The following is a 12,702-nucleotide window of genomic DNA, read 5'->3' as shown; positions in this document are numbered from 1 at the left end:
CGACTCGACCCTAAAGCCCCGATCGGTCCCGGTGGCCCGTCGAGCGGCAGCTCCAGCCACACGGCGGGGTAGCACCCACCAGTCGGCAGGGACACGGCGGCCTTCTGCCGGATGGTCCATGATCGGCCGGCCTCCAGCCTGAGGGTCATGACCCATCCCCCGGACTCCGCGCTGCTCCCGGCCGACGCCGCGTCCCCTGGCCGTGAGCGTGGTGAGACCTCGACCGGTGCGCCCGGGGTGGGCCGGCTGATCGGGCTGGACCCGGCCCGTGGCCTGGCCGTCTGTCGGCATGTACGCGGTCCATGTCGGCACCGCCCAGGATCAGGGCGGTGTCATCGGCATCCTGATCTAGCTGGCGCAGGCCGCTCCTCCGCCCTGTTCGCCGTCCTGGCCGGCATCGCGGTCCCTCATCACCGGGCGCCGCACGCCGAGACCGGTACGGCCGGCCGCCAGGCCGTCGCCAAGGTCGTCATCCGAGCCGTGATCCTGCTGACCCTGGGCACCCCCCTGACCATGACCGGCACCCCGGTCGTGCCGATCCTCGCCGCTGTAGCGGAAGAACGGCTGGACGCTGGCGGAGGAGGCCGGGCACACGGGTCCCGATCGCATCCAGCGGTTGCTGAATCGGATCGAGTGGGACGCTGACGCGGTTCTGAACAACGTTCGTGACTACGTCGTGGAACACCTCGGTGACCGGGATGCCGTCCTGATCGTCGACGACACCGGGTTTCTGAAGAAGGGCAGCCGTTCGGCCGGCGTCCAGCGGCAGTATTCCGGCACCGCCGGGCGCACCGAGAACTGCCAGGTCGGGGTGTTCCTCGCCTACGCCACCGGCCGCGGCCGCACGCTGATCGACCGGCGGTTGTATCTGCCCACGTCCTGGACGGACGACCGGGACCGCTGCCGGCGAGCCGGCATCGACGACGCCATCGGCTTCGAGACGAAGGTGGCCATGGCCAAGGCGATGGTCCGCCGGGCCATCGCCGACAAGATCCCGTTCAGCTGGGTCACGGCGGACGCCGCATACGGCTACAGCAAGGGCTGGCGGTTCGAGTTGGAGCAGGCGGACGTCTTCCACGTCATGGCCACCACCCGGCACGACACCGTCGTCACCCGCTGGTTCATCGACCATCCCATGCCCGAGCTGTTTCCCGGCCTGCCGCGGCAGAAATGGAAACGCCGGTCCTGCGGTGAAGGAGCCCATGGCCGACGGATCTTGGACTGGGCCCCTGGCGACGACGACGCCGGCACCAGGCCCTCATCAGCCACTACAAACGACACGGACACAGCCCCTGAAAACCGCCCAGCACTCAGAACAAGCACCGTTGCGGTACTAGGCCTTCTTCCGGCTCGTGACTTTTCCGGCTCGTGAATTCCGTGAGAAGTATTGACGCCGGTGGCCGGATCTTTATTATCCACTTGCTCGATACTTCGATCTGCGTTCGAAATTGCGAACAAATGCGAAGTCGTGCCGCACCGACATTCGCACAGCCTCCGAGGGGCCGGCAGAGCCGCGCACTCAGAAAAACGAGGTCCCCATGCACAGACTCAGCTTCAGCCGCAGACGTCCGTCCGCGGTGCTCGCCGCCACGACCGCGACCCTGGTCTCGCTGGCGGCGCTGCTGGTCGCCACTCCGACCGCCCAGGCGGCCAGCAGTGGCGCCCTGCGCGGCGTCGGCTCCAACCGGTGTCTCGACGTGCCGGGCGCCAGTCAGACCAATGGCACCAGCACCCAGATCTGGGACTGCTGGGGCGGGAACAACCAGCAGTGGACGCTGACGGACAGCAACCAGCTGACTGTGTACGGCAACAAGTGTCTGGACGTCCCTGGTCACGCCACCACGTCCGGAACCCGGCCGGTGATCTGGGACTGCAACGGCGGTACGAACCAGCAGTGGCGGGTGAACGCCGACGGCACGGTCGTCGGCGTGGAGTCAGGGCTGTGCCTGAGCGTCGCGGGTTCCGGTACCGCCAACGGCACTGCGGTGGAGATCGCGACGTGCAACGGCGGCAGCAACCAGAAGTGGTCCGGCCTGTCCGCGTCGGGCACCACGTGTTCTCTGCCGTCGACGTACCGGTGGACCTCGACCGGCGCTCTGGCGCAGCCGGCGAACGGGTGGCCCGCGCTGAAGGACTTCACCACCGTGACGCACAACGGCAAGCACCTGGTCTACGGGACGTACTCCGACGGCAGCAACTGGCGCTCGATGGGCTTCGGTGCCTTCACGAACTGGTCGGACATGGCGACGGCCCCCCAGACCGCCATGAGCCAGGGCGCGGTGGCGCCCACGCTGTTCTACTTCGCGCCCAAGAACATCTGGGTGATGGCCTCCCAGTGGGCCGGCGGCTGGCCCTTCAACTACCGCACGTCGACCGACCCCACCAACCCCAACAGCTGGTCCGCGCCGCAGCCGCTGTTCACCGGCACCCTGCCCAGCACCGACAACTCCCCCACCGGCCCGATCGACCAGACCCTGATCGCCGACGACAAGGAGATGCACCTGTTCTTCGCCGGTGACAACGGCAAGATCTACAAGGCGAGCATGCCGATCGGGAACTTCCCCGGTAACTTCGGCTCGTCGTACACGACGGTCCTGAGCGACACCGAGGCCAGGCTGTTCGAGGCTCCGGAGGTCTACAAGGTCCAGGGCCAGAACCAGTACCTCATGATCGTCGAGGCGAAGGGCGCGAACGGGCGCTACTTCCGGTCGTTCACCGCCTCCAGCCTGAACGGTCCGTGGACCGTGCAGGCCGGCAGCGAGAGCAGCCCCTTCGCGGGTAAGGCCAACAGCGGTGCCACCTGGACCAACGACATCAGCCACGGTGACCTGGTCCGCAACAACCCCGACCAGACCAAGACCATCGACCCCTGCAACCTGCAGTTCCTCTACCAGGGCAGGGGCGCCACCGCGAGCGGCACCGACTACTTGAAGTGGCCGTACCGGCCGGGTCTCCTCACCCTGCAGCGCTGACCCGCCCGACACGCACAACCCAGTGGAACCCCAGCCGCACGTCGGCTGGGGTTCCTCCCCTTTGGCGGGCGGCGGGCCCCGGGGGTCGTCCCGCCGTTCCGGCGATCTCCTTCGGTCGCGCGGGTTCGGCCCGGTCCGCGCCGTCGCCGTACCGGGAGCGCAGCTCCGACAGCACGCCGAACGCCGGCCTCGGCCGGCAGTCGGTCGCCCAGGACCTCACGCATCGTGTCGTTGATGCTGAGCACCGCAGCAGGGTTCCTACCGCAGGTAGCCGGCACGCGGTGGAGTGGCAGACCGTGTGCGCCCTCGTGGAAAGCGGACTGGGCGTCTCCCTGCCCCCGGCGAGCATCCGGCGGATCCGCCTCAAGGGCGTCACCTTCCACAGGATCGACCCCAGCACCGCCCTCACACGAGTGGCCGTCGCCTGGCGCGAGAACGACCCCGATCCCCTGGTCACACGCCTGCTGGCGACCATCGGCCAAGATGCGCCGGACGGACCCTGGCGACGCCGACCACCTCGGCCGCTCACCCGCCGCTTGAAGCGCTCAGTCACAGCAGCGACGGCCGGAAACCGGTTTTGTCCTGACCATGACCACAAGTTAAGGTCCCCGGGCACATGTCAGGGGATCACGGCGGGTGGGGGACATGGCCGGGGAGATGGACGCGCCCATGAGCAGCGCGAACGCATGGGGGCAGGCGCTCGCGGCGGTGGCTCTGGTGGGGGTGCTGGGCGCGGGCTTCTGGGGACTCGCTCGGACGTCTGCCGCGGAGAGCGAGCCGAAGCCGGCCACCTGCTCCGACGGGGAGACCCCGGGCCCGAAGGGCAAGCACCTCTCCGGCGCGCAATTGTGCGAGGCGCTGAACCGGTCCGACCTGGCCGCGCTGCTGGGCACGCCGACCGAGATCGCGAAGACCGCCCAGGGCAGCGACAGCTCCATCGGGACCGCCGGCGGCAAGGACATCGCCACCCCGCAGGCACAGGTCGAGTTCGAGACGTACACCGTGACACTCTCGGCGACCTACGACGGTCTGCCGGTGACCGGGTCGGAAGCACTGCTCGGGAGCGACGCCCGCCGGAAGAAGGTGCTGGGCCGCCCGGGGGTCCTCTACTCGACCCGCACCATCAGCATCAGCTTCCGGCTCGACGGCGGCGACGCCGACAGCGGTCCCGGCGTTCCGGCCCGGGCCCTCACCGTGGCCCAGGGCCCGAAGGACCGCGGCGGCTCCCTCGACGTCACCCTGTGGCGCGCGGACGGAGTGGTGCCGGACGACGCGGTGCTCCTGCGCGTCGCGGAGAAGGTGCTGCCGACGGTCCCGGGGTGGACGGCCCGCGGCTGACCCCGCCCGCCGCCGCGCCCGGGCCCGTCGCGCCAGGAAGAGCACGCGCCGCGCCGCTCGGCGGGCGTCACGGCTCGGCGGCATGAGGTACACCGGCGACGGGCTCCGCTCGCGATGAGGCGCGCGGTGCGGACCGTTGCCCGGGGGACAGCGGCCCGCACCGGCGGCCCTACCTCTGCTTGATCCTCAGAAACGTGACGGAGTTCGCCGGGAAGGTGTACGTGAACTTCTTCGCCACGCCCCGGAAGGTCGACGTCACCGGCGTCACCGGGGTGTCCGTCTCGGTGTTCACGGCGTCCTCGTCGGCGGCCAGGGTGGTCACCCGGGCCGTGGAGGAGACCTTGGCGCCACCGAGGTCGACGGCCGTACGGGCCTCGGCCGACTGGGCGTTGACGACCTTGACGATCAGGTCACCGGTCCCGGCGTCCTCGGTGACGACCTGGCGGAACGGCTCGGCGGGCTTGTCGTCCTTGAAGCTGCCCCACTCCTTGCCGTCGAGGAAGAGGGTGACCTGGCGGCCGCGCACCTTGATGTCGATGTCGTAGGCCCGGCCCGTCTCGATCGATCCGGGCTTGGTCATCAGGGTGCCCTTGCCGCCGTCCACGGCCTGCTCGATCGCGGACTGGGTGTTGTTCCAGCCGCCGAGGTTCCACCAGTAGTAGTTGCCGGTGTCCTTGACGCCGAAGGCGACGAGGAAGCCCTCCTTGCCGGACTTCTTGGTGGCCTTCACATGCAGGTCGTAGTCCTTCCAGGCCGGGTCGCCCGCCGTGACCAGGGTGTTCTCGGCGGCGGTGTCGGTCTGGACGTACGCCCCGTCCTGAATGCTCCAGCTGCCCGCGCCGGAGTGCCTCCACTTCGAGGCGTCACCGGAGAAGTCGTCGCTCAGCAGGGTCGAGCCGTCCGCCGAGGTGACCTTGACGTCGTCGTACGCGGCGCTGGTCGCCCACGTCGACAGGCCGACGGCACCGGTGACGGGGCCGCTGACGTCCGGCGTCGTGGTGGCCTCCGAGGGGACCACACGGTCGCCGACGTTGTTCATGAACAGCTTCTGGACCTCGTAGTTGGCCGAGTTCCAGGAGGCCCGGTTGTTGAACCAGATCATGTCGGGCCGCCACTGCACGTAGTCCTCGTTGGCGAGCAGCGGGGCGTACGAGGCGAGCTTGACGACGTCCGCGTTGCGCTCCAGGCCTGTCATGAAGGCGGCTTCGGACAGGCCGTTCTTCCAGGCGTTGCCCTGGGAGGCGTACTCGCCGAGGAAGACCTTGGGGCCGTTCCTGTCGTAGGAGTCGTAGCGGTCGTTGTTCTGGAGGAACCAGTTCGGGCTGTTGTAGTAGTGCTCGTCGACCATGTCGACCTTGCCCTCGCGGTTGAGCTGCCAGGCGGTGTCGAAGGTCGTGCCGGCGTCGTCCGGGCCCGAGTTGGAGATGACGGTGATGTCCGGGTGCTTCGCCTTGATCGCGGCCCGGAACTGCTGGAAGCGGGCGAAGAACTCCTTGGGGAGGTTCTCCTCGTTGCCGACTCCGAGGTGGGTCAGGTGGAAGGGCCTGGGGTGACCCATCTGCGCGCGGACCTTGCCCCAGGTGGAGGTCGCCGGGCCGTTGGCGAACTCGATGAGGTCGAGGGTGTCCTGGATGTGCCGCTTGAGCAGCGCCTCGTCGTCGGTGGCCTTGTTCTGGCCGCAGCCGGTCACCAGGGCGGGGACGACGGGCAGCGGCATGGCTCCGATGTCCTCGGAGAAGCGGAAGTACTCGTAGTAGCCGAGGCCGTAGCTCTGGTTGTAGCCCCAGAAGTTGGCGTTGGTGGCGCGCTCCTCGACCGGTCCGACCGTGTCCTTCCACTGGTAGCTGCGCTTGCGCTGCCAGTTCGAGGCCTCGCTGTAGTCCTCCATGGAGCCGGTGTTGACGAGGCAGCCGCCGGGGAAGCGCACGAAGCCCGGTTTCAGGGCGGCGATCTTCTCGGCGAGGTCCTTGCGCAGGCCGTTCGGCTGGTTCTTGTACGTCTCGCGCGGGAAGAGCGATATCTCGTCGAGCGCGGCGGCGTGCGACGAGGTGACGGCGAGGCGCCCGCGGTTGCTGGTGCGGGTCGCGGTGAAGGTGCCCTTGTACTTGGCCCAGCCGCCCTTCACGGCGACTTGGCGGGCGGTGGCGAGAGTCCCGGCGGCGTCCTTCAGCGCGACGGTGAGGGTGCTGCCGCTCTCGGCGCGGGCCCACACCGAGAAGTCGTACTTCTTGCCCTGCTCGACCCTGATGCCGGTGTTGTAGCCGGCGTTCGTGACGGATGAGCCGGCGCCCAGGGAAAGGTAGTTGCGGTTGCGGGCGTTGAGCCGGCCCGCGTCGTTCACGACCTGGGCCGCGCCACCGGCCGTCCAGGAGGTCAGGGGCGTGTAAGAGCCGTTGTCGGCGGTGGAGTACTCGAAGGAGCGGTTCTGCACGAGTTCGGCGTACAGACCCCCGTCGGCGGCCCGGTTGATGTCCTCGAAGAAGACGCCGTACATCGTGTCGTCGATTTTCGCGCCCTGGGCGGACGGGTGGACCGTGATCGCGTAGTCGGTGACGTCCTCGGCGTGCGCGGGGGCCGGTACGAGGGCTGTTGCCGTCAGGAGGGCGGTGGTCGTGAGACCGAGTCTCCATCGGGTGCGGGCGGCGGTGCTTGGCATGGATACTCCGCGGCTCTCTGGTAGAGGAGTGTTCGAAATATCAGACACTGGTCAGCACTTCGAACGGCAAGATAGGGAGGGGGCGGATGCGCGTCAATGGGTCGCGCAGCAACGGCTGGGACGGAGAGCGGGGCAGGATGAGCGAGTTCTGGCCGGTTCCGGACGTACTGGCGTATCTGGCCGGGCGCTGGCGGGTGTCACGGTCGGTACGGGATCTCGCGAGCGGCGCGGAGGGGGAGTTCACCGGTGTCACAGAGTTCACCGATGTCACGGAGTTCGGCCCGCTGCCGGAGGACGGCACCGGGTGCTCCGCGCAGGTGACGGGCGGGCTGCTGCACCACGAGTCCGGCACCTTCGTCTGGCAGGGCGTCGCCCGGCCCGCCGAGCGGACGCTGCGCTTCCTGCCGGGTCCGCTCGGCACGGCGCACGTGCGGTTCGCCGACGGACGGCCGTTCCACGACCTGGACCTGACGTCCGGCCGGCATGTCACCGGCCATCCCTGTGCGGCCGACATCTACCGCGGGGAGTTCACGGTCCGCGACGCGGACCACTGGCGGACGGTGTGGCGGGTCCGCGGCCCCGCCAAGGACCTGGTCCTGACGACCGGCTACGCGCGCGAGAGGTGAGCCGACGCCCCGTCGAAACGCAGGTTCCAGCGGCCCGCCCGGCCCGTCACGCAGGTCGTCGACAGCGGGCGGACGTCGATGTTCCAGTACGTCGAGGGCGGCGCCTTGAGCACATAGACCAGGGCGGCCCGGATCACGGACGGCTCGGCCACCGCCACGACCCGGCAGCCGTCCTCGACGGGCCGGGTGTCGAGCCAGCCGCCGACACGGGTGATGAAGTCGGCCAGGGACTCGCCGCCGTGCGGAGTGGCGCGCGGGTCGGCGAGCCAGGCGTCCACGGCCTCCGGCTCCCGGGCCATGGCCTCGCCGAGCGTCAGCCCGCGCCACCGGCCCATGTCGCAGTCACGCAGGCCGAGTTGCACCAGCGGCGCATACCCCAGCCCCTCGCCCGTCGACCGGCTGCGCGGGGTCGGCGAACAGTAGCGCAGCTCCGCCGCGGCGAGCGGCAGCAGTTCCCGGGCGGCACGCTCCACCTCACCCCAGCCGGCCTGGTCCAGCGGCCGGTCGTCCTCGAAACGCTCGGCGAACGGCGCGGAGCTGCGTGCGGCGGCGACGAACGTGACCCTCAGTGGCATGCGGCGATCGTGAGGTCCACAAGTGCGCAGGTCAAGGGGTGTTACCTACGAGTTACCCAGGGTGTGCCGACCTTCACTGGCCGAAGACGAGCGCCATCCAGCGCTCGGGCCGCTCCAGCGCCGCGAACCCGAACTTCTCGTACACCCCGTGCGCGTCCTGGGTGGCGAGCAGCACCCGCCGCACCCCGTACGACCGCGTCTCGTCCCGTACGGCACCCACGAGCGCGCTTCCGATCCCCTTGCCGCGGACCGACGGATCGACGTACACGTCACACAGCCACGCGAAGGTCGCCCGGTCGGTGATCACCCGGGCGTACGCGACCTGTTGCCCCGACACCCTGTCGTACACGCCGAAGTTGAGCGACTCCTCGATCGCCCGGGCCTGCTTCTCCCTGGACCGGCCCAGCGCCCAGTAGGCGTCGGTGGACAGCCAGTGGTGCACCCGTCCGGCGTCGATACGGGTCGGGTCGGTGGAGATCTCGTAAGCCTCGGGCAGGCTCGGCGTGCCGGTCATGTCCGCGATGCTGGCAGGCCACCCGGACGCGCGTCGAGTGGTTATGCCGGCACCTCGTCACATGCCGTGCGCAGTCGCCGTACGCCCTCGGCGATCTCCCCGGTCCCGGCGACCGCGGCGAAGCTCAGGCGGATATGGGAGGCCGGTGGTTCGGCGCTGAAGTACGGGCGGCCGGGCGTGAGGGCGACTCCGGCGCGCAGGGCCGCGGAGGTCAGGGCCGCCTCGTCCGTGCCGTCGGGCAGGCGGGGCCACAGGTGGTAGCCGCCGGACGGGACACGGGGCAGGGAGAACTCCGGCAGGTGCAGGGCGAGTGCGCCCGTCATCGCGTCCCGGCGGGCCTTCAGCTCGGCGGAGACGGCCCGCAGGTGGCGCGGCCAGGCGGGCGAGCCGACGAGTTCGAGCGCGGCCTCCTGGAGGGGGCGCGGCACGAAGAACGTGTCGACGACCTGGATGGCGCGCAGCCGTTCCAGGACCGGTCCGCGAGCGGCCAGGGCACTCACCCGGAAACTGGGCGAGGTCGCCTTGGTCAGGGAGGAGACGTGGACGACGACGCCGTCGGGGTCGTCGGCGGCCAGCGGGCGCGGCAGCGGCCCCGCGTCCTCATGGACGAGCCGCCGCGCGAAGTCGTCCTCGATCACGAAGGCGCCCGCCTCCCGGGCGATGCGCAGCACCTCGGCGCGCCGTCCGGGCGCGAGCACGGCGCCGGTGGGGTTCTGGAAGAGCGGCTGGCAGACGAAGGCCGGGGCGCCGGTGGCGCGGAAGGCGTCCGCGAGCAGCTCCGGCCGCACACCGTCGGCGTCCACCGGGACGGGCACCGGACGCAGGCCGGCCGCCCGGGCGATGGCGAGCATGCCGGGGTACGTCGGCGACTCGACCAGGACGGGGGCGCCGGGCGGGGCGAGGGCGCGCAGGGCGGTGGTGAGCGCGGACTGGCCGCCCGCGGTGACCAGCACCTCGGCGGCCGTGACCGAGCCTGCGATGCTCCGCGCGAACCATTCGCGCAGCTCGGGCAGCCCCTCCATGGGGGGCCGCCCCCAGGCCCCGGGACGGCGCCCGGCGCGCGAGAGAGCGGCGGCCATCGCCCGCTCGGGCTGCAACGACGGGTGCAGATAGCCGACGTTGAACTCGATCACGCCGGGCGGCGGCGCGGCCAGCGACACCAGCACACCGGAGGCGTCCACCGAGCGTGGCACGAGGTCGGCGGCACCGTCGGCGCTGAGGGCGACCTCCTGCCAAGAGGTGTCCCCGGCGGGGGCCGGTGCCGTCCGGGTCTGCGCGCGGAACGCGCCGGCGCCGGGCCGGGTGACGACCAGGCCCTCGGCTGCCAGCTGCGCCAGGGCCCGTGACACCGTCACGGGACTCACCCGGAACCGTTCGACGAGCGCCCGGCTCGACGGCAGCTTCCCACCGGGTGAGTAGCGGTCGAGCTCCCGCCGCAGCTGTTCCGCGAGGTCACCTACGCTGCTACGCTCTTGCATGAGAGTAGAGAGTAGCGCTACTGACGCACCTTCGATAGCAGTCGCCGCCTCGGCACCCAAGCGTCCCGGCTTCGGCACCCTCCAGGCCGCGCTCGGCGTCGTGGCCTTCTCCCTCACGTTCCCCGCCACCGCGTGGGGACTGGAGGGCTTCGGGCCCTGGTCGCTGGTCGCCGTCCGGAGCGTCCTGGCCGCGATGATCGCGGGCGGCTGTCTGCTGGCACTGCGCGTGCCGCTGCCCGCCCGGCGGCACCGGCCGGGACTCGCGGTCGTCGGGGCCGGTGTCGTCCTCGGCTTCCCGCTGCTGACCACGCTGGCGCTTCAGACCTCCACCACCGCGCACGCCGCCGTCGTGGTCGGCCTGCTCCCGCTGACGACGGCGCTCTTCTCCGCGCTGCGCGTCGGCACCCGCCCCTCGCGCACGTTCTGGGTCGCCGCCCTCGCGGGCGCGGCGGCGGTGCTGGCCTTCACGGCGCAGCAGAGCGGCGGCGCCCTGACCACCGCCGACCTGTGCCTCTTGGCCGCGCTGCTGGTCTGCGCGGCCGGTTACACCGAGGGCGGGAGGCTGGCCCGGGTCATGCCGGGCTGGCAGGTGATCGGCTGGGCGCTGGTGCTGTGCCTTCCGCTGACCGTGCCCGTCGCCGCGCTCGCCCTGGCGCACGAACCCGTGCGGCTCACCGCGCACAGCGTCACCGGACTGCTGTGGGTCGCGGCGGGCTCACAGTTCGTCGGACTGGTCGTCTGGTACCGCGGCATGGCGGCCGTCGGCATCCCCAAGGCCAGCCAGTTGCAGCTCGCCCAGCCGCTGCTCACACTGGTGTGGTCGGTGCTGCTGCTGGGCGAGCACCTCACGGTCGCCGCCCCGCTGACGGCCGCGGCGGTGCTGGTCTGCATCGCCGTCACACAGCGATCACGCGGCTGAGCGGAACGGCGCACGGCCCCCGTCGGCAGGCGCCTGACGGCCTGGGCCCCAGGCCATGGACCGCTGCTCCGCACTTCGTGAGGAGGCCCCAGATGCGCGCAACCGTGGGCGACCAGCTTGTCCAGCACGGCAGGGTGGTCGGTCAGCACGACAAGGTCGGCGAGATCGTCGAAGTGCTCGGCCAGGAGGGCAACCCGCCGTACCGGGTCCGGTTCGAGGACGGGCACGAGGGCGTGTGCTCCCCGGGGCCCGACACGGAGATCCGGCACAGGGAGACCACCACCGGGCCGTGAGTCAGCGCGGGGGCGACGCCGGCTCTCCGTAGTGGTCGGCGACCACCCGCGCCATCGCCCCGATCCGGTCGGCCGCCACGTCCCTGGCGGCGAAGTAGACGTGCCCGCGCACCTCCGGATACCGCCCCGCCAGCGTCAGGTGCCGGGACAGCTCGTCCGTCCGCTGCCACGCGGCGGGCTGCGCCGGGTCGCCGGCCTTGTACAGCGCCTCCCCCACGTAGAGCTGCGTCGAGCTGCCGCGCGCGACCTGTGCCCACCAGGGCACCAGCTTCGCGTAGTCGGCGGCGGCGAAGCCGATGCTCCAGTACAGCTGCGGGACGATGTAGTCGATCCAGCCCTCGCGCACCCACGTCCGCGTGTCCGCGTGCAGGTCGTCGTACGTCTCCACGCCCGCCTGCGTGTCCGAACCGAGCGGGTCGCTCGCGGCGTTGCGCCACACTCCGAAGGGGCTGATGCCGAAACGGGCGCTCGGCCGGATCTCCTTGACGCGGTCCGCCGTCTCCCGCACCAGCCGGTCGATGTTGTCCCGCCGCCAGGCGGCCCGGTCGGGGAAGTCGCCGCCGTACTCCTCGTAGGCGTCGTCGTCGCCGAAGCTCTGCCCGGCCACGGGGTACGGGTAGAAGTAGTCGTCGAAGTGGACGCCGTCCACGGGATACTTCGCCACCGCGTCGAGCATCGCGTCCTCGACGAAGGCACGGACCTCGGGCAGCCCCGGGTTGTAGAAGAGCTTCCCGCCGTACGTCACCACCCATCCCGGGTTCTGCCGGGCCGGGTGGGAGGCGGCGAGCCGGGCCGGGTCGGCGTGGGCGGCGATCCGGTACGGGTTGAACCAGGCGTGCAGGTGCAGGCCCCGGGCGTGGGCCTCCTCGACGGCCGTGCCCAGCGGGTCCCAGCCGGGGTCCTTGCCCTGGGTGCCGGTGAGGTACTGCGACCACGGCTCGTACGGCGAGGGCCACATCGCGTCCGCCGTGGGCCGGACCTGGAAGAACACGGTGTTGAGCCGGTTACGGACCGCGGTGTCGAGGTGGGTGAGCAGCTCGGCGCGCTGCTGCGACGCGGTCAGCCCGGTCTTCGACGGCCAGTCGCGGTTGGCCACGGAAGCCAGCCAGACGCCCCTCATCTCGGAGTCCGGCGCCCCGCTCCGGCGTCCGGTCGCGGCCGACGCCCGAGGCATCATCGTGAAAGCCGACAGCGCCGCCACCGCGAACGCCCTGCGTGACACTCGTCCCATCCGCATGCCCCAAAAGCCGCGGATCCGCCCGGTCGCGGATCACTCCGCAGCCAGCATGCCCGAATCGCACCCGCCCCCCGTGATCGATCATCGATACTTG

10 protein-coding genes and 1 pseudogene are annotated in these 12,702 nt (G+C 70.9%); 6 read left to right on the top strand and 5 right to left on the bottom strand.

Annotated elements, in window-relative coordinates; genetic code table 11:
• Nucleotides 1-553: 553 nt before the first annotated feature.
• The 3 genes and pseudogenes from ACIQHQ_RS25720 to ACIQHQ_RS25710 all read left to right on the top strand — a co-directional run.
• Nucleotides 554-1,228, top strand: a pseudogene (locus ACIQHQ_RS25720) (IS701 family transposase); the annotation flags it as partial.
• 310 nt (nt 1,229-1,538) lie between these two features.
• The gene (locus ACIQHQ_RS25715; protein ID WP_402615553.1) at nt 1,539-2,972 is read left to right on the top strand and encodes a non-reducing end alpha-L-arabinofuranosidase family hydrolase; all 1,434 of its coding nucleotides are present in this window, start codon (nt 1,539-1,541) and stop codon (nt 2,970-2,972) included.
• 669 nt (nt 2,973-3,641) lie between these two features.
• Entirely contained in the window at nt 3,642-4,310 is a 669-nt protein-coding gene (locus ACIQHQ_RS25710; RefSeq protein ID WP_402615550.1) for a DUF6215 domain-containing protein, read from the top strand.
• 169 nt (nt 4,311-4,479) lie between these two features.
• Here the strand turns inward: ACIQHQ_RS25710 and ACIQHQ_RS25705 are convergent, their stop codons facing one another.
• Nucleotides 4,480-6,966 (bottom strand): alpha-L-arabinofuranosidase C-terminal domain-containing protein, encoded by a 2,487-nt coding sequence (locus tag ACIQHQ_RS25705; protein WP_402615548.1) that lies wholly within the window; start codon nt 6,964-6,966, stop codon nt 4,480-4,482.
• Nucleotides 6,967-7,103: 137 nt separating this feature from the next.
• Here ACIQHQ_RS25705 and ACIQHQ_RS25700 point away from each other — a divergent pair, with 137 nt between their 5' ends.
• On the top strand, nt 7,104-7,592 hold the full coding sequence (locus ACIQHQ_RS25700; protein ID WP_402616046.1) for a DUF6314 family protein: 489 nt from the start codon (nt 7,104-7,106) through the stop codon (nt 7,590-7,592).
• On the opposite strand, the gene ACIQHQ_RS25695 is transcribed toward ACIQHQ_RS25700, so the two are convergent.
• The 3 genes from ACIQHQ_RS25695 to ACIQHQ_RS25685 all read right to left on the bottom strand — a co-directional run bounded on the left by ACIQHQ_RS25695 (nt 7,574) and on the right by ACIQHQ_RS25685 (nt 10,159).
• Complete coding sequence (locus ACIQHQ_RS25695; protein ID WP_402615545.1) at nt 7,574-8,167, bottom strand: histidine phosphatase family protein; 594 nt, start codon at nt 8,165-8,167, stop codon at nt 7,574-7,576. The two genes, ACIQHQ_RS25700 and ACIQHQ_RS25695, sit on opposite strands and share 19 nt — an antisense overlap.
• Before the next feature lie 73 nt (nt 8,168-8,240).
• Nucleotides 8,241-8,681 carry a GNAT family N-acetyltransferase gene (locus ACIQHQ_RS25690; RefSeq protein ID WP_402615542.1) on the bottom strand — a complete coding sequence of 147 codons (441 nt, stop codon included), beginning with the start codon at nt 8,679-8,681 and terminating at the stop codon, nt 8,241-8,243.
• 41 nt (nt 8,682-8,722) lie between these two features.
• Complete coding sequence (locus ACIQHQ_RS25685; protein WP_402615539.1) at nt 8,723-10,159, bottom strand: PLP-dependent aminotransferase family protein; 1,437 nt, start codon at nt 10,157-10,159, stop codon at nt 8,723-8,725.
• Between ACIQHQ_RS25685 and ACIQHQ_RS25680 the strand changes: the two genes are divergently transcribed.
• Together ACIQHQ_RS25680 and ACIQHQ_RS25675 are read left to right on the top strand one after the other, a co-directional pair.
• Nucleotides 10,158-11,078, top strand: a complete 921-nt coding sequence (locus ACIQHQ_RS25680) for a DMT family transporter (protein WP_402615537.1) — start codon at nt 10,158-10,160, stop codon at nt 11,076-11,078. The genes ACIQHQ_RS25685 and ACIQHQ_RS25680 overlap by 2 nt on opposite strands.
• 92 nt (nt 11,079-11,170) lie before the next feature.
• Complete coding sequence (locus ACIQHQ_RS25675; RefSeq protein WP_010045242.1) at nt 11,171-11,371, top strand: DUF1918 domain-containing protein; 201 nt, start codon at nt 11,171-11,173, stop codon at nt 11,369-11,371.
• 1 nt (nt 11,372) lies between these two features.
• Here ACIQHQ_RS25675 and ACIQHQ_RS25670 read toward each other — a convergent pair whose 3' ends face one another.
• Complete coding sequence (locus tag ACIQHQ_RS25670; RefSeq protein ID WP_402615534.1) at nt 11,373-12,602, bottom strand: glycoside hydrolase family 10 protein; 1,230 nt, start codon at nt 12,600-12,602, stop codon at nt 11,373-11,375.
• Nucleotides 12,603-12,702: the final 100 nt, after the last annotated feature.

Source organism: Streptomyces sp. NPDC092370 (genome assembly GCF_044755265.1).
Lineage (GTDB): Bacteria > Actinomycetota > Actinomycetes > Streptomycetales > Streptomycetaceae > Streptomyces.
This window is presented reverse-complemented; position numbering and strand designations above follow the sequence as displayed.